At 30.2% G+C, this 19,701-nt stretch carries 20 protein-coding genes and 1 pseudogene; 3 read left to right on the top strand and 18 right to left on the bottom strand.

The features are described 5' to 3' along the window. Positions 1 to 18: 18 nt before the first annotated feature. From AAC008_RS10140 to htpG, 18 genes and pseudogenes are all read right to left on the bottom strand, one after another. The gene (locus AAC008_RS10140; protein WP_339889178.1) at positions 19 to 453 is read right to left on the bottom strand and encodes a hypothetical protein; all 435 of its coding nucleotides are present in this window, start codon (positions 451 to 453) and stop codon (positions 19 to 21) included. A 72-nt stretch (positions 454 to 525) separates the two neighbouring features. Further along, positions 526 to 1,341, bottom strand: coding sequence for an alpha/beta hydrolase-fold protein (locus AAC008_RS10135; protein ID WP_339889177.1), 816 nt, complete (start codon positions 1,339 to 1,341; stop codon positions 526 to 528). 65 nt (positions 1,342 to 1,406) lie between these two features. Further along, complete coding sequence (locus AAC008_RS10130; RefSeq protein WP_339889176.1) at positions 1,407 to 3,650, bottom strand: FUSC family membrane protein; 2,244 nt, start codon at positions 3,648 to 3,650, stop codon at positions 1,407 to 1,409. A 7-nt stretch (positions 3,651 to 3,657) separates the two neighbouring features. Then, positions 3,658 to 4,311: an NAD(P)H-binding protein gene (locus AAC008_RS10125; RefSeq protein ID WP_339889175.1), complete on the bottom strand. Its 654-nt coding sequence runs from the start codon at positions 4,309 to 4,311 to the stop codon at positions 3,658 to 3,660. Between the two features lie 46 nt (positions 4,312 to 4,357). Continuing rightward, positions 4,358 to 4,498, bottom strand: a complete 141-nt coding sequence (locus tag AAC008_RS10120) for a hypothetical protein (RefSeq protein ID WP_339889174.1) — start codon at positions 4,496 to 4,498, stop codon at positions 4,358 to 4,360. Positions 4,499 to 4,574: 76 nt separating this feature from the next. Further along, a pseudogene (locus AAC008_RS10115) lies at positions 4,575 to 4,899 on the bottom strand (DUF2200 domain-containing protein). Between the two features lie 44 nt (positions 4,900 to 4,943). Beyond that, positions 4,944 to 5,576: a hypothetical protein gene (locus tag AAC008_RS10110; RefSeq protein WP_339889173.1), complete on the bottom strand. Its 633-nt coding sequence runs from the start codon at positions 5,574 to 5,576 to the stop codon at positions 4,944 to 4,946. Positions 5,577 to 5,610: 34 nt separating this feature from the next. Next, positions 5,611 to 6,147 (bottom strand): DUF4256 domain-containing protein, encoded by a 537-nt coding sequence (locus AAC008_RS10105; RefSeq protein ID WP_339889172.1) that lies wholly within the window; start codon positions 6,145 to 6,147, stop codon positions 5,611 to 5,613. A 100-nt stretch (positions 6,148 to 6,247) separates the two neighbouring features. Then, entirely contained in the window at positions 6,248 to 7,321 is a 1,074-nt protein-coding gene (locus AAC008_RS10100; RefSeq protein ID WP_339889171.1) for a peptidylprolyl isomerase, read from the bottom strand. 13 nt (positions 7,322 to 7,334) lie between these two features. Beyond that, positions 7,335 to 8,426 carry a peptidylprolyl isomerase gene (locus tag AAC008_RS10095; protein ID WP_339889170.1) on the bottom strand — a complete coding sequence of 364 codons (1,092 nt, stop codon included), beginning with the start codon at positions 8,424 to 8,426 and terminating at the stop codon, positions 7,335 to 7,337. Positions 8,427 to 8,433: 7 nt separating this feature from the next. Beyond that, the gene (gene gldI, locus AAC008_RS10090) at positions 8,434 to 8,982 is read right to left on the bottom strand and encodes a gliding motility-associated peptidyl-prolyl isomerase GldI (protein WP_339889169.1); all 549 of its coding nucleotides are present in this window, start codon (positions 8,980 to 8,982) and stop codon (positions 8,434 to 8,436) included. A 2-nt stretch (positions 8,983 to 8,984) separates the two neighbouring features. Beyond that, positions 8,985 to 9,995: a bifunctional oligoribonuclease/PAP phosphatase NrnA gene (locus tag AAC008_RS10085; protein ID WP_339889168.1), complete on the bottom strand. Its 1,011-nt coding sequence runs from the start codon at positions 9,993 to 9,995 to the stop codon at positions 8,985 to 8,987. A gap of 11 nt (positions 9,996 to 10,006) precedes the next feature. After that, positions 10,007 to 10,378, bottom strand: coding sequence for a fluoride efflux transporter CrcB (crcB, locus tag AAC008_RS10080; RefSeq protein ID WP_339889167.1), 372 nt, complete (start codon positions 10,376 to 10,378; stop codon positions 10,007 to 10,009). A gap of 2 nt (positions 10,379 to 10,380) precedes the next feature. Then, positions 10,381 to 12,387 (bottom strand): choice-of-anchor L domain-containing protein, encoded by a 2,007-nt coding sequence (locus AAC008_RS10075; RefSeq protein WP_339889166.1) that lies wholly within the window; start codon positions 12,385 to 12,387, stop codon positions 10,381 to 10,383. Between the two features lie 16 nt (positions 12,388 to 12,403). Then, positions 12,404 to 13,252, bottom strand: a complete 849-nt coding sequence (locus AAC008_RS10070) for an ABC transporter permease (RefSeq protein ID WP_339889165.1) — start codon at positions 13,250 to 13,252, stop codon at positions 12,404 to 12,406. Between the two features lie 36 nt (positions 13,253 to 13,288). Continuing rightward, entirely contained in the window at positions 13,289 to 14,182 is an 894-nt protein-coding gene (locus AAC008_RS10065; protein WP_339889164.1) for an ATP-binding cassette domain-containing protein, read from the bottom strand. Between the two features lie 88 nt (positions 14,183 to 14,270). Then, complete coding sequence (locus AAC008_RS10060) at positions 14,271 to 14,708, bottom strand: hypothetical protein (RefSeq protein WP_339889163.1); 438 nt, start codon at positions 14,706 to 14,708, stop codon at positions 14,271 to 14,273. Positions 14,709 to 15,463: 755 nt separating this feature from the next. Continuing rightward, the gene (gene htpG, locus AAC008_RS10055) at positions 15,464 to 17,353 is read right to left on the bottom strand and encodes a molecular chaperone HtpG (protein WP_339889162.1); all 1,890 of its coding nucleotides are present in this window, start codon (positions 17,351 to 17,353) and stop codon (positions 15,464 to 15,466) included. Between the two features lie 254 nt (positions 17,354 to 17,607). On the opposite strand from htpG, the gene AAC008_RS10050 reads away from it, so the two are divergent. The 3 genes from AAC008_RS10050 (at position 17,608) to AAC008_RS10040 (ending at position 19,602) form a co-directional block, all read left to right on the top strand. Next, positions 17,608 to 18,078, top strand: coding sequence for a hypothetical protein (locus AAC008_RS10050; protein WP_339889161.1), 471 nt, complete (start codon positions 17,608 to 17,610; stop codon positions 18,076 to 18,078). Between the two features lie 14 nt (positions 18,079 to 18,092). Continuing rightward, positions 18,093 to 18,785: an OmpA family protein gene (locus tag AAC008_RS10045; protein ID WP_339889160.1), complete on the top strand. Its 693-nt coding sequence runs from the start codon at positions 18,093 to 18,095 to the stop codon at positions 18,783 to 18,785. A 148-nt stretch (positions 18,786 to 18,933) separates the two neighbouring features. Next, positions 18,934 to 19,602, top strand: coding sequence for a TetR family transcriptional regulator C-terminal domain-containing protein (locus tag AAC008_RS10040; protein ID WP_339889159.1), 669 nt, complete (start codon positions 18,934 to 18,936; stop codon positions 19,600 to 19,602). Positions 19,603 to 19,701: the final 99 nt, after the last annotated feature.

Raw genomic sequence — 19,701 nt, 5'->3', positions numbered from 1 at the left:
TTCTTTTCTTGAAATTTTTTATTGTACTCTTCTCATTTGAAATTGTCCTTCAGCAAATGCTTCTAAATAATCTTCAAGATTTTTTTCTTCATAAAGTGTCATTTCCCAAGTGCCTGAAATGACTTTATAATCTTCATCGTAATAACCAAGATAGCGAATTTCAGGATGTTTGGTTTTTTTGTCTAAAACAATTTTCCCATTTTCATCTTTATAATATAGACAGGGATAGTTTATGACAAAACTCATTTTATTACGATCAATAAAGCCTTTGACAGTTGCAGGTTTATCAAAAATATTTTCAGATTCTGAATCAGTTGTTGTTCCAATAAATGAGTCTTCGTTGAAATTTAATTCCATTGTAAAAGTAACCTCAATATATTGTTCTATATCTTCAAAATCTTCTTGATAGTTGAAAAAACCTTTCCAGATTTGTTTGTTATTTACAATTTCCATTTAAAATGTTGCTAACGTTTGTTTTAGGTTAATTTTATGTAAAACAGGACGTTATGATAAGTACATTTTTTATTAGTCATTATTGTTTAAAGTCCAAATAAGTGCTTTTTCTTTTGTGGCTCTAAAAATTGTATTGTGTTGTTCTGATGGTTCGTTTGAATAGTTCCATAAGAAATTCTCTTTTTTATTTTTTAATTTCTGCTCTAATGTCTGGGTATATTTGTTAATATCTTCGGCATCTGAACCAGCAAACCAAATCTTTTTGTCTTTGTAGTTTTTGTCTTTTGTTAACTCATCGAAATTCTTCGCTAAATAATGCTCATTAAACCACAATGAAGGATCCATTGCTATATAATAATCAAACATTTGATTGTCTAAAATAAAAGTTTCCACTACAAATAAGCCTGCAAGTGATTCTCCAATAATTGCTTTTTTATTGTTGGTTCTGTATTTCTTATTTATGGTTGGCATTAATTCATTTTTGATGAAGTTTCTAAAGTTATCAGCTCCTCCTGGATTTGGGATGTATTCTAAGTCATACTCTATTTTTGAAGGGCCAGTTAGGTCTATTTTTCGATCTGTATTTTCAATACCAACTAAAATAAATGGTGGGATTTTTTTTGCAGCAATCAATTCTGCTAAAGTATTTGCAATGTGAGGGAAGTCTTCTTTAATTCCACCATCTGGCATGTATAAAACAGGTAAACTGTCGTTTGATTGCTCGTACATTGGAGGTGTCCAAACATTAATTATACGGTCTTCATTTACAAATTTTGAAGCAATTTTTAAACTGTCGTGTTTTGGAATTGGGTCGTTATAAGTAACCGCCTCTTTTTTGCAACTCAAAGTAAGTGTTGCTATCAATAGATAAAAAAATATTTTTTTCATTTTTTCTGATTTTAATTTCTTGTATCAAATATAACTAAAAACTTTTTATGTTAGCTAATTTTAATCTAAACCACTCGACTATAGTTTGCTGTAGCTTTTTTTAGATTTTCTGAAAGTGATTTTAACCAGATGAGTTGGTTGGAAATTAAATAAGCTTCTTGTAAATGGTGAAGTGTATCGGTATGCAACTCTGTATTTCCTTGTTCGATGTTTTCATCTCTATTTTTGGATAGTACTTCAAAGGTTTTTAATAGTGTTTCTTCTGCTTCTTTTATGGTATTCTCATCGTTTTGCTGTTCGGGATTTTTACCTTCTAATTGTTCTGCAGCAATTTGTAAAGTGTTGGCAATTTTTTCAATCAAAACATCAAACTCTTGTGAAGCCGGTGTAGTTTTGTGATTCATAATGAAACTACCAATAGAGGCTATGGCTGAAACCATGGTTTGGTTCAAGGTTACAAGATTGTAGATTAACTCAAATTCTTTTTGTTTCGATTTTGGGTCTTGTGTAAGCCTTTGAAAAGCAGCGTTTAAATTGCTTATGGCTAAGAAGACTTCTTTTCGGGCTATTTTATAAGCCAATAGATTTTCGTTTTTGTCGTGATACAAGTCTTTCGTAGCTAAAATGTAGTTTTTATTTTTTTTGAGCGCATTGGCAAGTACGTTTTTTAAATTGTTGACTTCCCAACTTGGCCATAGGACATAATTTGCCACAATAGAAATTGTAGCTCCTATAATAGTGTCTAATACACGATATTGGATGACCTCAAAAGCATTAGGATTTATTAAAGAATACACAAAAACTATGTTGATTGTAATAAGCGCTGCAGCTGATTTATAGTTTTGTTGGAGTAGGGCAAAGGATAGGGTTAAGGATATTATGGCTAAAACTCCGTAAACAATGACGTTTTGAGTTAGTAATACAATACCAATGGCAATAGCTGCACCGATTAATGTTCCTATAATTCGGTCTTTTGAACGCTCTTTTGTTAGTCCATAATTAGGCCTGATGATGACTATAATAGTTAAGAGAATCCAATAGGTGTTGTGAATGTCTAAAACGGTTCCTAGTACATAAGCAAACAACATGGCTACGGTGAACCGAAGTGCATGTCTGAAAAGATTGGAATTGAAACTTAAGTTTTGGATGATTACACTTAAATGATATTCTTGCAGCGTTAAAAACTGACTTGTGTCTTGGCGCTTTAAAGATACTTTTGAAGCTTCTTTTACATTGGCCATTACACGACGAATGGCTCTAATTTCCTCTAATAATAGTTCTTGATAATCGTAAAGGTTTTTTAGCACTAAAGCACCTTCTCTCGCTTTTGGAAGTTTAACATCTTCAATATAGTTTCCAATTGCTTTATTGGCATTTGATAGTGCTGTTAATAAACTTTCATTACTGGGAATTTTGTCATTTTGAATGAGTAATTCCGATAGTTTTATGAGGTGATTTCCTAAAATTTTATTCAGGTTTTTAGAAGCTTTTAGGTGATGTTTTTTATCGCTGAATAAACGATCTATTTCGTGGTAATCGAGGTGTTTTGCCTCTATAAGTTCAAATATATTTACCGATGAAATGAAAATTAATAATTCTTTTTCGTCATAATGAGAACGTCCTGAACGTTTTCTGCCAGTGAAAAGTACTTCTCTTAATGTTTCTTGTTTTTCGTTAATTTGGGTTTGCAAGATTAATACTTGTTGCATTAATGCTTCTCGTTCGCTTCTTTTGGTTAATAGTTTTGCTCTTAATTTAAGATATTGACCAATGAACCCTAATGTGTCTGAAAGAAGTTGGTTTTTGTCTTTTTGTGGAGCTAATTTTTGAAAGGTGAAGGATACCAGCAAATACCAAAGCCCACCAATTCCCATGAGGCCAATGTGTTGTAGGATGTCTAAAGTGGTTTCTTTTTGAACGGCAAATGCAATCACCATAGATAATAATCCCGAAAAGGATACTAAAGAAGCTCTAAAACCGTAAACAGATATTAGTGAAACTGTAAACGAAATTACAGCCATTGCAAGAAGTAGAAGTGTGAAGTAGGGTTTTGCAAAAAGAATGATTGCCGTAATTAGCATGGTTAAGCCAATACTTATTAAAACACCATTCACTTTTCTTTTTAAACTTCCTGGAATGTCACCTGGAGCATTTAAGAAAGCACCCACCACAATAGCAGGAGCAAACTCAGAATATCCTAAAAGTGATAGAATGGCAAAAGGGGTTACTACTGCAAAGGTTAGCCTGATTCCTCTGTAGAAGTTAGATCCTTTTAGAAATAATTCTATGTTTTTTAGTTGGTTGTTCAAGAGGTGTTTAACTGTTGGTTTTTATTAAGTCTAAAATATTTTGTCCTTCTATATTGTGTTTGCCGTTACCTAATACTTTTACTGATTTTAGCATTGCTTTTGCTAAAACTTTTGTGTCCATAGGTTTTTGTGAGCGTAATAACCCTAAACTGTTTAAAAAACCAATTACTTTAACTCCAATGACTTCCATTTTTCGATCACTGTCTTCTCTTTTCAAAATAGGTGGTCTGAAAATATTTGTTTTTTTAAAGGAAAGTGCTTTCACCGCTTCTTCTAATTGTCCTTTCATTTTTGAATAAAAGAAAAAGGAATTTGCTGAAGCATTAGAACTGGAAATTAAAACATAATTATTTACATTGTTGTCTTGAGCAATTTTAGCAAATTCATATTGATAACCGTAATCAATTTTCCATTGGGCTTCTTTGCTACCAGCAGCTTCTAATGTTGTGCCTAAACACGAAAATAATACATCTCCTGTTACTAGTGCTTTCCAATCTTCGGACTTGTCAAAATCTATTATATGAACTTTTAATTTTTCATGTTTTATGTTTACTTCTCGTCTTACAAAGATGTCAACTTGTTTGTATGTTTCATCTTTTAAAATTAATTGTAAAACTTCTTCTCCTGTTGCTCCTGTTGCTCCGATTATTAATGCTTTCATACTAAAATTTTGTTATTTAATGTCTTAATTGATCTTTTTAGAATGGTTATTCTTTTTGAAAAAATAAAAAGGTAATAATAATAAAACCAATTCCTGTTAAAGCAGGAGGCAGCATTTTAGCTGAAATTCCTATGATAATCATTGCTATTGCTATAAGAATGAGTAGTGCTAAGAGAATTTTTTTCATGTTGATTAAGTTTATTGGTTTTGTTGATACTCAAATATACCAAAAACTTACTTCGTATGGTAAGATGTAGCTCAGTTTATGATTTTCTTAATATTTTTTCCATTTTTCTTCCTTTGGCTAATTCGTCTACTAGTTTATCTAAATACCTTACTTTTTAGGTTAGTGTGTTTTCTATTTCTTCAATACGATACCCACAAATTAATCCTTTGATAAGAGGTGCGTTTGAGTTTAGGGTTGCTTTTTCAAAAAAGGCTTCAATGGTTACTTTTTCTTCAATAAGGGTTTTAATTTTTTCATCATAACCTGTCAGCCATTCTTTGACTTGGTGTAATTCTTGAAGGGTTCTGTCTTTTTTTTTCGACTTTTGTAATATAATGCGGATATATTGATTCGAAAGTCATTTTTACTATGCGTTGATTGTGGTCGTCGCTTGGTTTAAATTTTTTTATTGGTTCATTTTATGGGTTGCATTCCAAACGTAATCTTTAGAGAATTCTCCAAAATAGCTAATGTAATCGCCATTTTTTGAAATTACTACAAAACTGCTGCATGGATAATGGTATTGAAAAAATAATCTCTCAATAGTTCCACCAGGATCTTTGTGCCAATTTAATATGCCTTCATATTTACTTAGTCCTTCAGCATCTTTATAGATATAGATGGGTTTTATTTGTGCTATTTGATTTATACCATCTTCAAGCATATCATACCAAAATTTACGTGATATTACTTCGACAGAACCAGTTGAATTGCAACGGTCTTTACCAGGATAATATATTATGACAATTGGTTTTAAGGAATCTAATTTTTGTTTTGTTTGTTCTTCAAGAATTGATTGTAATAAAGGTCTGTCGCTAATACGACCTATTTTTTCTCTTAAAGTCAGTTTTTTATGATTGATAGAATCTCCAGGAATATCTAACAATAAATTTGTTGCACGTATTTGATTAAATTTTGATTTGCTTATTTCGATATTGTTTTCATCAAAATATTTTGTTCTGTTCTTGTTTCCTTTTGATGAGGAACAAGCAACTAGTAAGACTAGTAGGAATGATAGGAGTAGTTTTTTTTTAAGCATGATTATTTTGAACTGTTGAATATTTGAATTGTGATTATACTTTTAAAACCCCGCGAAAACCTCTTCCTGCATAGTACGATTGTACTCCGTTGTGATACACAAATACATGATTAAATCTAAAATCGGCAAAAAGAGCACCACCAAGTTTTCTAATTTCGTTTGGTGTTTTTAACCAAGTTGATGTTTTGGTATCGAAATGGCCTAAAGTTTGTAAATGACGGTATTGTTCTTCGGTTAATAGTTCAATGCCTATTGAGGTAGCCATTTCTATAGCGCTATTTTTGGGTTTATTTGCTTTTCGAGCTATTAACGCTTCTTTGTCATAACAAAGGCTTCTCCTTGCTTCTGGACTTTCTGGGGAACAGTCTACAAAAAGATAGTGATCTGTTTCTTTTTCATAACCTATGACATCAGGTTCTCCACCTGTTTTTTCCATTCTATCTAAGACAGCTAATTTCTTTTGATTCGTTTTTAGCTTTTCTTCAATTGTATTCCAATTCAGGTTTTTGTGACGGTTAGGATTTTTATCAAAACGGTTTTTTAGGATTTTTAGAAGGTCTTGATGTTCCATTTTTATACATTTTTGATTGTATTTCAAATATAATAATTTTTCACAACAAAAAAGCCTTTACAATTACGTAAAGGCTTTTTGACTTTTTCTTTATTTAAGATTATTGAGGAGCTACTATTTCTAGCATTTCAATTTCAAATACAAGGTTTGTTTTTGCCGGAATTGGTCCACCACCTTGTTCACCATAACCTAAATTATAAGGAATGAATACTAATAATTTATCCCCAAATTTCATTTGTTCTAATCCTTCAATAAATCCTGGAATTAAACCCGTTTTATTTCCATATTGAAAAGGAAAAGGTTGGTATCCATTACTGTCTGCTCTTCTGTGATCGAATTTTCCGTAGGCTTTTGCCACTTCTTCATAACTTGTATCAAACATGTCTCCATTTTCGAAATAACCAGCGTAGTTTACATTTACGTTAGTTCCAGCTGCAGGTTTAGCTCCTTTTCCTTTAGTAATAAATACATATTCTAATCCAGAAGTTGTTTTAGTAGCTTTTTTTCTCATTTTAGTTAAGAAAGTCATTTTATCTTTAGCTGCTTTATCAGCTATTTCTTTAGCGATTTTAGCTTCTTCTCCTATTTTACCATAGTAATCTGAAAAAACTTTTTTAGCATCAAATTTCTTTGCCTCAGTACCAATTTTAATAATGTTTAATTCCATTATTTGGTCATCTTTAGCAATAGCATTCACGACATCCATTCCTTCAAGAACTTCTCCAAAAACACTATGCTTGTTGTCTAACCAAGGTGTTGCTTTATGTGTGATGAAAAATTGAGAGCCGTTTGTTCCTGGTCCTGCATTTGCCATAGAAAGAATTCCTCCTTTTGTATGTTTTAATGAAGGATCAAATTCATCTTTAAATTTATAACCTGGTCCACCAGAACCAACTCCGTCAGGATCGCCTCCTTGTACCATAAAATCGGCTATAACTCTATGGAATTTTAGTCCGTTGTAATATAGTTTTCCTTTTAGTTTTTCTTCCACAAAAGGATTTGTTCCTTCGGCTAACGAAACAAAATTTGCAACAGTTATTGGTGTTTTTTGGTATTCTAATTTTATTAAAATATCTCCTTTGTTGGTTTTCATTTGTGCATATAATCCATCTTCTGTCTGTGCAAAAGTGAAGAATGAAGTGAATAATAATGCCAGTGCTATTAATTTTTTCATTTTATATATTTATTTATTGTTGTGGTTCTTTTTCAAGCATTTCTATTTGAAAAACTAAGTTAGATTTTGCAGGAATAGGCCCGTTGGCTTGTTCTCCATATCCTAATTGATAAGGGATGTAAATAATTGCTACATCACCAAATTTCATGTTTTCTAACCCTTCAATAAAACCAGGAATTAATCCTTGTTTTTTTCCATATTCGAAAGGGAAAGGTGCGTAACCATTCATCTCTTTTCTTCTAACATCTAATTTTCCGTATTGTTCAGCAACATCAGCGTAACTAGTATCAAACATTTGTCCGTTTTCAAAGTAACCTGCGTAATTTACAAACACTTGTGTGCCTACTTTTGGTTTTGATCCAGTTCCTTTGTTAATTATAACATATTCTAATCCAGAAGCAGTTTTTGTAGCTTCTTTTCTTTTTTCAATAAGGTAAGCTTCTTTTTCAGTACTAACTTCTTTGGCTTTATCTTCCGCAATTTTTACTGCTTTTGCTTCATCTTTATAATAGTCGTTGAAAGTTTTTACAGCATCAAATTTTTCAGCATCTGCACCGTTTCTAATTATAGTAATTTTTGTTATTGTATCATCTTGAACAATTGAATTTACGTTTTCCATTCCTTTAACTACTTCCCCAAAAACAGTATGCATGTTGTCTAAATGCGAAGTTTCTTTGTGGGTGATGAAGAATTGAGAGCCATTCGTTCCAGCTCCTGCATTTGCCATTGAAAGAATTCCTCCTTTGTTGTGTTTTAGTGTTTCATCAAATTCGTCTTTAAATTTATAACCTGGTCCACCTTCACCAGTTCCCATTGGGTCACCTCCTTGAATCATGAAATCATTAATAACTCTGTGAAATTTTAATCCATCATAGAAAGGTTTGTTTTTAAATTTTTCTTCTACAAATTGATTTTTTCCTTCAGCTAAAGTAACAAAATTAGCCACTGTAATAGGTGTTTTTTTGTATTCTAATTTTACAATAATATCACCTTTTGAAGTTTCGATATTGGCAAATAATCCGTCACCTAAATCGGCATAAGGATTGTTTTTACAAGATGTAAATAAAGCTACAAGAGCGATAAAGAATAAACTTATTTTTTTCATTTTTAAATTATTTGTTTGAAGTATCTTTTTTAATTTCATTTAAAGTTACGGTACAAAGTAGTGGTTCGTTTGTGCCAATTTTGTCATTATCTCCATGATAACCATAGCCAATATGTGAAGGGAATAAAAAGGTGATTTCTTCTCCTTTTTTCATGATTTTGATTCCATCTCGTAACCCCATTAAAACGTTTTCTTTATCTACGTAATAGGTTTGTGGTTTTAATTCTGCTTTGGTATAAATGATTTTGCCATCTAAACTTTTTAATTCATAGTCAAAATAAGCAATATCTCCTCTAATTGGCGTACTTGTTGCTTCGTCAACTTTGGTGTTATAAGAATACCAATATCCTTTTGGAGATGAGATATACTGATTTAAACTATCATTTTTAATAAATTTGTCTATTGTTGCTTCCTCTTCAGCAATAAGTACCTTATTTCTTTCAATAGATTCGTTAATAAATGAACCTGATGATTGAGAAATTGGTTTTCGAGCTTGTTGTTTCGTACAACTTACAAAGCATAAACCTGCAATTAGTAGCATTAATAATTTTCTCATTTTTATTTTTTTTCAGTTGCTAAAATAGCAATAAATTTTTTTACAGTATCTTCTAACGATAATAATGATTTTCCACCGGCAGCATTTATATGTCCACCACCACTAAAGTGATTGCGTGCAAATTCGTTTACATCAAAATCTCCTTGTGAACGGAATGATATTTTTACAATACCTTCTTCTTTGTTTTCGATAAAAATTACTGCAAACTCTATGCCTTTTATAGATAATCCATAATTAACAATACCTTCAGTATCTCCTTTTTGGTTGTTTGCACTGTCTAATTCATCTTGTGATAGAGTAATGTAAGATGTCTTGTATTCTGGTAAAACAACTAAATTATTTAATGCCATGCCAAGAATTTTAAGACGATTCATTGAAGAATTATCGAAAAGTTGGTTGTGAATTACTGAATTGTTTACTCCTTTATCAATTAAATCTGCGACAACTCTGTGTGTTGTTCCTGTTGTTTTTGGATATCTAAAACTCCCTGAGTCTGTTGTGATTCCTGTATAAATGCAAGTAGCTATTTCTTTATCAATGCTGTCTTTATAGCCTAATGCAACTATAAAATGATAAACCATTTCGCAAGTTGAACCATAAGCTACATCTGAAAAAGTAAATTTAGCATAATCGTCTGGTGCTTGATGATGATCAATCATCGCCATCGGAATATCTAATGTTTCAAGATAAGCACCCATTACATCACCCGTTCTGTGTAAAGCATTGAAATCTAAAGTAAAAATTAATTTACTGCTTTCAATTTCTTTTTTGGCTCTATCGTTTTCACGTTCAAAAACAAGAATTTTATCTGCATCTGGTAACCAAGCTAAAAAATCTGGATATTCATTTGGAGCAACAACAACAACCTGATGATCTAGTTTTTTTAAGAAATGATATAATGCTAAAGTAGAACCCATTGCATCACCATCTGGGTTTCTATGTGGAATAATGCTGATTTTTTTGGGAGCTAATAAAAGTGCTTTTAGATCTTGTAATTCTGTTTGATTAAACATTTATATTTTAATTATTTTGAAATGAATATTCCTAAACTAACAGCTAAAACTCCTAAAACTAATGATAGTGAAGTATAAATAAAGGCTAGTTGGTAATTTTGATTCTGAATCATATTTATGTTTTCTAATCCAAAAGCTGAAAAGGTGGTAAAACCTCCACAAAATCCTGTGATTAAAAGTAGTTTTAAGGTTTCATTTTGGCTACTATTCTTAGCTAAATAGCCAACAAGTATGCCAATAAGCAAACAACCAATGATATTTACGATAAAAGTTTGATAAGGAAAATTCGAAATCGATTTTTTAGAAATAATCCAATGAACCAAGTACCTCAGAACACTGCCCGAAGCTCCACCGATTGCTACTAAAAATAAATTTTTTAACATAGTTAGCGAATTAAACTAAAATGTCCTTTTACAATTCTTCCGTTTTCAAAAACTATGGTGTACCAATAATCATCTGCAAAAAGGGTTTCACCATTATATTTTCCATCCCAACCATTTTGATTGGCTTTGAAACTGTAAAGTAACTTTCCATATCTGTCAAATATAGTAATAATGGTTTTAGGTTGCAAAGCTAATAAAGGAACTTGCCAATACTCATTTAAACCATCACCATTTGGTGTAAAAAACTTTGGTGCTGCTAATATTTGAAAAGTTCCAGGTGTAATGCCACAACCTTTTGTGTCTTTTACGAAGAAAGAATAATTTCCAGTTTGAAGATTTGTAAATGTATTACTTGTTTGGTAATTTATTCCGTTTAACGAGAATTCATAATTTCCATTTCCAGTAACCTCAATTGTAGCTGTATTGTTATTGCTAAAATCGTTTACAATAACGTTTGTAATTGTTGCAGGCTCAGATAATTCAACTGTGAAAGTTTTTGTTGTCGAACAACCATCTGCATTTGTTACTGTGACAGTATAATTTCCTGATGTATTAACATTTATTTGATTAGTCGTTTGAACGGGATTTGTATTCCAACTATAAGATGTAAAACCGTTTGCTACTGATAATGTTGTTGAACTTCCATTACATAAACCAATGATTTCGTTTTGTCCTAACAAAATAGTATTTACCTTTAAGGTAATTGGAAAAGCCGAATAACAACCTTGAATATTCATTATTTTAGCGTAAATAACCTGTTGATTTACTATTGTATTTGTATAATTTGTAGGTAATAAAGTTGTACTGGTTGTTGTTTCAAAAAAACCAACTACATATGATGTTGGTAAATTTGAGAATATTTGGTTTTTAATAGTATTTAAATCAAAGCTTGAAAATCCATCTTGAGTTCCATCTGTATCACATTGAATAAACTCATCTTCTGCAACAATTAAAGCTGGAGCGTATTCAATTTCAATTTTTCCTTCAGAAATACATAAACCATTAATATTCACTTCCACTGAATAACTTCCTGCTGAAATGACAGTATAAGTTGGATTTGTTTCACTAGCAAGTAAATTTCCATCTTGAAACCATTGATAAGTATTTGTTCCAGGTTGAGTTGCATCTAAAACCAAATTTTCATTCTGGCACAATGGATTTCCAGTAGCAATTAATTGGTCATCTCCTAAATCTAAACCAAAATTAAAACTTCCACCGCCAATAAAAATTGCTGAATCATATCTATAATTTTCTTCATCAGCAATGACTAATTTTATATGGTATAAAACGTTTGGATTGATATCTGCTTTAGCTGTTAAAACTACCGTTTGTCCGTTAAAGTTAGTCGGGTGTTGTGTTCCATTAAAAGCGTCAAAATACTGTTCATTTATGGCTGGACAACCATTTCCACCAGAAATTTGTGGATGAACAGTTGTTACTAAAACAGGAGTATTTGTATTAGGAACTAAAGCTAAATTTTGATAATTATTTGTTGAACCTACTTCTTTTAGCAAAAAGGCAAAACCATCAGAATATCTACATGGAGCAGTTCCTTGATATTCTTCCGATGAAAAAATATAATCGAAACTAAATTTATTTCCAACAGAGATAAAATCAAATTCTAAAATTGTAGCATTAATAGTACCTGAAATATTAAGGGCTTGTTCTAAATCTTGATCACCATTCCATCCTATTCCGTTTCCATCATCAGACAAAGAAGTATTTGGACCTTGAGTGTTTGAAGCTTTTCCAGTGCTTAAAACAATTCCGTTTTGAAACGGAAAAGTTGAACCAGTTCCATCAAAATAGGCATAACTTTTTTCTCCAGAAGTAAAATTTCCTCCTGAGACAGAAAAATTAGACACAGTTGCACATGGACTATTAATTAAAACATCTTGAACTAATTGTTGAGCTGTATAATTTTCGTCAGTTGTAATGTATTGACTGTAATTTTTTTGACTAAAAAATACAGTTAAAATAAGCGGTATTATATATTTTATTCCTTTCATAGCGAAGGCAAAGATACTACAAATCTCTTTTCTTTACTATGTAATATGAACCAAAAATAAAAATTGCAGTCCAAATAATTACAATTAACATAGTTGAATAATGTACGCTATAATCTTTTACATTATCAATCCCTACTTGACTACCAATAGTTTTGGCAAAATTTAACCTGGTTAAAGGTTCGATTATTAAATTCGACATAGACTCTAAAGGCATAAAGTCATATACTTTGTCAATAAAAGTTTCCTCATTATTTTTGTGTCCTAGAATTCCATATTTGAGAATGGCAAACGAAATGTTTTCAAACATATACCAGAAAAATAAAAAACCTAACGCAAAAGCAGATCGTTTAATTAAAACACCTAAAAATAAACAAAAAGAGAAAAAAGCTACAAGTTTTATGAAAAAAGCTAATAAATAATCTATTTGCGAGAAAATGATTCCGAATTCAGTATAAGAAGAATACATCAAACCTAAAATTAAGGATACAAGAAAGACAAATAAAGTTGAAATAAAAGCAAATAAAATTACAGTTATGAATTTAGAAAGCACAAATTCTTTCTTACTCATTCCGTCAATTAAATTTTGTTTTAAGGTTCCATAACTGTACTCATTTGCCATCATAGATACAATTACAACCGCTAAAAATATCTTGAAATAATCAGCCACATAAGTATTAAAATGCCAAATAAAAGGAAAATTAAATACACCTTGATCAGCAACACTTATATGAATAGGACCAATGTCAAATTCAACAGCAGCTATTAATGAAATTAACGATAATAAAACAAAGTATGTTATAGTTAATACTTTGCTAGCTCTGTTTTTCCAAAGCTTTTGAAATTCTATATTGAGTAATCGTATCATTTTTATGGTTTTAGGTAATGGGAGAAATGGAATTGGTTATTTAGTTAATTGTAAGAATTGTTCTTCTAAACTATGTTTTCTCTTGATTAATTGACTTAGAATAATTTGATTTTCAAAAAGATATTTGTTTAAGTCTTCAGCTTCTAATTTACCTTTTAAGTTTACAATTACTTTTCCTTCTTCTTCAATACAATTTTTTACTGAAGGATGATTATTTAAAACTTGCATTAAAAATGAATTGTCATTGGCTTGTAATTCGAAGAAACCTTCATTGGAAGCCATTTCATCTACCAAACCTTGATAAAGCATTTTTCCATAACGAAGCACAACTACATGTGTACACACTTTTTCGACTTCATCTAATAAATGGGAAGCCAATAAAATCGTTGTTCCTTGTGAAGCAATTAAACGAATTATATCTCTAATTTGACGAATTCCTTGTGGATCAAGTCCGTTTGTAGGTTCATCTAAAATTAAAATTTCTGGATCATTTAATAGGGCAGAAGCAATAGCTAAACGTTGTTTCATTCCTAAAGAAAAAGTTTTGAATTTGGAATCTTTTCTTTCAACTAAGCCTACTAACTCTAATTTTTCGGTCACTTTTGTAAATGGAATGTCTTTTATTTTACAAACTAACTCTAAGTTTTCTTGAGCTGTCATATAAGGATAAAAGTTGGGTCTTTCAATAATTGCACCTACTTTTTTCAAGGCATCATGTGTTTCCATTGTTCCATTGAACCAAGAAAATTCTCCAGAAGTTTTGTTGACTACATTTAGAACGATTCCTAGAGTTGTTGATTTTCCTGAACCATTTGGGCCTAAAATTCCGTACACATTTCCTTTTTGTATTTCAAAAGAGACATTGTTTACGGCATGAATTTTTTTACCAAATATTTTATTAAGATTCTTTATTGAAAGTATTGTTTCCAAAGTTTTAGTTTTTAGTTGTAAGCATAAGACGTTGGAAATTGATATTTGTTACGAAAGTTAGAAATTCCAATATTTGAAACCCAAAATTCTATTTAAGTATCGTGAAAATTTCAGTTTTTTTATTGCTCTTCACTTCAATAGTGTTTCCTTCAGTCAACATAATATCAAAATCAACTTCTGTAATGTCAAAACTAAACTGTGTAATCCATTGGTTAGAAACATTAGAGAAATCGGACACAATTTCTTTCGTATCAGAATGTAAATCGTATGTTTTATTATTAGCTACAAAGTGAAAAGTAACTCCTTTGTTGGTTTTCAAATTTTTAGTTCCAACCACAGTAGTATTTAGAAAATGAAACTCAGACAACTCTTGAACTTTAATCCAAATGCCACCTGTTTTGCAATTTGCTATTTTATCACCAATTACATCAGTAATTCTTTCTTCTGTAAAAATATCTACATGATTTTTCTCTGATGTATCAACACCACCTAATTTAACGACTAATTTTTTAAAAAGAGAAAGCATATAATATTTTTTAGATTAATAGTTCAAATCTACAAAAAAAAAACCTGCAAGTTTTCACTCATAGGTTTTTCACGTTCTAAATTTATTTCAACGTTTTATTTTAACTTAAAAAGAAGATAATGTATATCCAAAGAAAAAGTATTGCTAGTATTGATAAAAATGTAATTAATGGAAAGTCATATTTTTTTGTTGAAGTAAACTCTTTTAGATATTCTTGATATTTATTTTCATTGAATAAGAATATGTAAGCTTCTATTAACGATAAGGTAGAACTTGCAATTAAAACTAAAAAAAAATATTTGGATATATTTACCCTCAATATAAAGAGTAAAGCATTAAATATGAATAAATTAACTAAAATTAAAAAAGGGATGAAAAAAATTTTTACTTTAGAGTCGTATTTGTAATAATTTAAAAAAGTGGGGAAATTTTTTTCCATATGTTCAAAAAATAATTTTGAACCCAATTTTCTTTTATTGAAGTTACTAATCCAAACAAAAGGATTTAAATACACAGCTATTAATTTTGATAAAAATCTATCTAATAGACAAAAATTATAAAAGTAGATATTTAATAATTTCTCCATTCAGCTTTTTTTAAAGTAAATATTTAGTTTCAATTTTTAAAATTATTTAAAACTCAAATATATAAAAAAACCTGCAAGTTTTCACTCACAGGTTTTGATTTTAATAGAATTCCTAGTCAAACTCGGAATAAGTGATTCACAACATTTTTTGCAAAAATGTGTTCTCTACTTACTTTATCGTTTCAAAACTACGTTTAACAAAAGCAGTTAATTCTTCTCCTTTTAATAATCCTTGAGACAATTTTGCTAAATCTAAAGCTTGTTTTACCAAGTTTGCTTTAACCGTTTCGTCTTTTGTATTTAATAATGAAGTTGCGAATTCAGAATTTGTATTTACAATCAAGTTGTACATTTCTGGGAAATTCCCCATTCCGAACATTCCTCCGCCACCACCAGATTGACTCATTTCTTTCATTCTTCTCATGAATTCAGGTTGAGTTATCATAAACGGTGCAGCATTGCTATCCATTGCTTCTAATTGAACACTATATTTTTCTTTTGGCACAACCGCTTCAATTGAAGTTTTTAGTGTTTCACTTTCGTCTTCTGACAATTTTGAAATTTGAGTTTCCTCTTTTTCAATTAATTTATCAATCGCATCACCATCAACACGTGCAAACGTTAAGTTTTCATTGTCACTTTCTAATTTCTGAATTAAATGTGAAACAATTGGACTGTCTAACAATAAAACTTGATATCCTTTGTCTTTTGCAGCAGCAATATAACTGTGTTGTGCTTCTTTGTTTGAAGCATAAAGAATAACTGTTTTTCCGTTTTTGTCAGTTTGTGTGTCTTTTACTTTTTCTTTTAATTCTTCTAAAGTAAAGTAAGTGTCGTCAACTGTAGGATATAAAGTAAAAGCTCCTGATTTTTCATAGAATTTTGGTTCAGAAAGCATTCCGTATTCCAAAACAATTTTAATATCATTCCATTTTTTCTCGAAATCTTCACGGTTTTCTGTGATTAATGATTTCAATTTATCAGCTACTTTTTTAGTGATGTAATTTGAAATTTTCTTAACATTCCCATCAGCTTGAAGATAAGAACGCGAAACATTCAAAGGAATATCTGGAGAATCAATTACACCTTTTAACATCGTTAAGAATTCAGGTACAATTCCTTCTACATTATCTGTAACGTAAACTTGGTTTTGATACAACTGAATTTTATCTTTTTGCATTTGAATATCAGCAGATAATTTTGGAAAATATAAAATTCCAGTCAAATTAAAAGGATAATCTACGTTTAAGTGAATATGAAACAATGGTTCCTCAAATTGCATTGGATACATTTCTCTGTAAAAAGATTTGTAATCTGCATCTGATAATTCAGTTGGTAATTTTGTCCAAGCTGGATTTGGATTATTGATGATATTGTCTACTTCAATTTCTTCTAGTTTAGCATCTTTTTCTGCATCTTCTGGTAAAGGAAGTTGCTCCATTTTTGTTCCAAATTTGATTGGAATAGGCATAAACTTATTATATTTTGATAACAATCCAACAATTTTACTTTCTTCTAAAAATTCTAAAGAATCTTCAGCAATGTGTAAAATAATTTCTGTTCCTCTAGTAGTTTTATCACTTGGAACTAATGTGAATTCTGGACTTCCATCACATATCCAGTGAGCAGCTGGTGTATCAGTGTGTGATTTTGTAATCAATTCCACTTTTGATGCAACCATAAAAGCAGAATAAAACCCTAATCCAAAATGACCAATTACACCAGAATCCTTTGCAGAATCTTTATATTTTTCTAGAAACTCTTCAGCTCCAGAAAACGCAATTTGGTTGATGTATTTTTCTACTTCTTCAGCAGACATACCTAAACCTTGATCAATAATATGTAATTTCTTTCCTTCTTTATCAATTTTCACTTCAATAATCGGATTTCCATATTCTGATTTTGATTCACCAATACTTGCTAAGTGTTTTAATTTTAAAGTTGCATCGGTTGCATTTGAAATAAGTTCACGCAAGAAAATTTCGTGATCACTGTATAAGAACTTTTTGATTAAGGGAAAGATGTTTTCTACCGAAACATTAATTTTTCCTGTTGTCATATGTATATTTTTTAAGTTAAACAATTTGGAATTACAATAGACAAATAGAGTACCAATTGCATTTCATCTGACAAATTGACTGATGTTGGGATTTTATAAAAATAAATAGGAATTTTATAAATATAATATTAAATTCTGACTTAAATTTGTAAAGAAATAAATTGGGTTTTATAGCGGATTTATTAAGGTTATATAGCCTTACACTCTATGTTTAACTTAATTTATATTTACAAAAAAATAAAAAAACATAAATTATGAAAAAAAGTTTACTATTATTATTGATTACAATTTCCTTGATGGGTTGTAAATCACAATCAGTTACCAACACAAATGTTGATAATAAAACCGAAAGAATAATAAAAGGAGATTGGATTGTTACAAATGTAAGTTTTCCAGGTTCTGATTATATTAAAGTAACTTCTTTTGATTTAGCTGATTCTAAATGCTTAGTTGGAAGTACATGGAAATTTGTTTCTAACAATAACAAAGGGACTATGACATTAAATGATGCAAGTTGTATTTCGTTTAGTTCACCGATTACTTGGTACATAAACCAAGAAGGTAATTTTGTAATGAAAATTATAAATGATTACAAAGCAAAAAAAGTTAACCAAGGTTATATTTTAAGAGTAGCTAATGTTACAGAAACAAGCTTTGAATTAATAGATAAAATCAACGTAGGAGGTTCAATGAAAGAAGTGACTTACCAATTTCAAAAACAATAATTAAAAATATACATATGAAAAATTCAATATTAAAAAGTTTAAGTTTTATCTTAATTGCAGGAATCGTTTTAACAGGTTGTGAAGCTGCAAAAAACACGAATAAAACTCAACGTGGTGCTGCAATTGGAGTAGCTGCTGGAGCAATTTTAGGAGCAGTTATAGGAAATAATGTAAAAGGAGGAAGTTCTGAATTAGGAGCTGTTCTTGGTGGTGTTGTTGGTGGTGTTGCTGGTGGAGTTATTGGTAACAAAATGGACAAACAAGCAAGAGAAATCAAAGAAGCTTTGCCTGGTGCAGAAGTTGAAAGAGTAGGAGAAGGAATTAAATTAGTTTTAGGAGAAAACGCAGTTCGTTTTGATACAAGTAAGTCAACATTAACAGCACAAGCTCAAGCTAATTTGGATAAATTGATTCCAGTATTTAGAAGTTATGCTGATACTGACATTACAATTTTTGGATATACAGATAGTACAGGATCAGTTGATTTCAATCAAAAATTATCAGAACAAAGAGCCGCTTCAGTTAAAAATTATTTAGCAGGAAAAGGATTGAGTGTTTCTCGTTTTAACACAAAAGGATTGGGTATTGCTGATCCAATTGCAGATAATGAAACTGTTGATGGAAGAAGTAAAAACAGACGTGTTGAATTTGCTATTACTGCAAATGATAAAATGATTCAAGATGCTGAAAAAGAAGCAGGAAATTAATTTTCAACACTATTAATATTTAATTAAAGACTACTTCGTAACGAAGTAGTCTTTTTTTTTGAAAGAACTTTAACAAAATTTTGTTTAATTTATTTATAAATAAGTTAAACGTTTTTTGTAAATTTATATCGAATTAAAAATCATAATTATGGCAGTCAAAAAAACCACAACTAAAAAGAAAAAAATAGACGACAATACGCTTGTTAGTCTATATATGGATAGTGTTTTGTCTAATAATACAGAGCCAAAAAACGTATATATATTTTGCAAAGATAACGAAATTGAAGAAACTGATTTCTATAGTTTTTACGGTTCTATTGATGCTTTAAAAGAAGATATTTGGATTAAGTTCTACGAAAATACAGCTTCTAACTTGACAAAAGATGAGAATTTTGCGTCATATTCAAATAGAAATAAGTTATTGTCTTTATATTTTACCATGTTTGAAGTACTTACATTAAACAGAAGTTATGTTTATTTTACTTTAAAGGAGAATAAAGAAGGTCTAAAAGCTTTAAAGCAATTGAAAGGATTAAGAACACATTTCAAATCATTTATTAATCAAATTATTGATGAGAATGAAGAACCTAAGAACGAACAAATTCAGAAATTGACGAAACCTTTATTTGCAGAAGGTGCTTGGATTCAGTTTTTGTTTTTACTGAAATTTTGGTTGGATGATACTTCAAAAGGATTTGAGAAAACAGATATCATGATTGAAAAATCGGTAAAAGCTGTTTTGGATGTTTTAGATACAACACCATTAGAAAGTGTGATAGATTTGGGAAAGTTCATTTGGAAAGAAAGATTTAATTAACAACGAGATTTGCGTTAAGGATAGGAATGGCATCCTTTTTTTGAAGAAAAAAGATAGAATGGATAGCCTGACCTGTAAGGGAACGCCCTAAAAATAAGA

The sequence above is a fragment of the uncultured Flavobacterium sp. genome, from assembly GCF_963975515.1.
In the GTDB taxonomy this organism is placed as follows: domain Bacteria; phylum Bacteroidota; class Bacteroidia; order Flavobacteriales; family Flavobacteriaceae; genus Flavobacterium.
The sequence above is the reverse complement of the archived record's forward strand: the minus strand, read 5'-3'. Positions and strand labels throughout refer to the sequence as shown.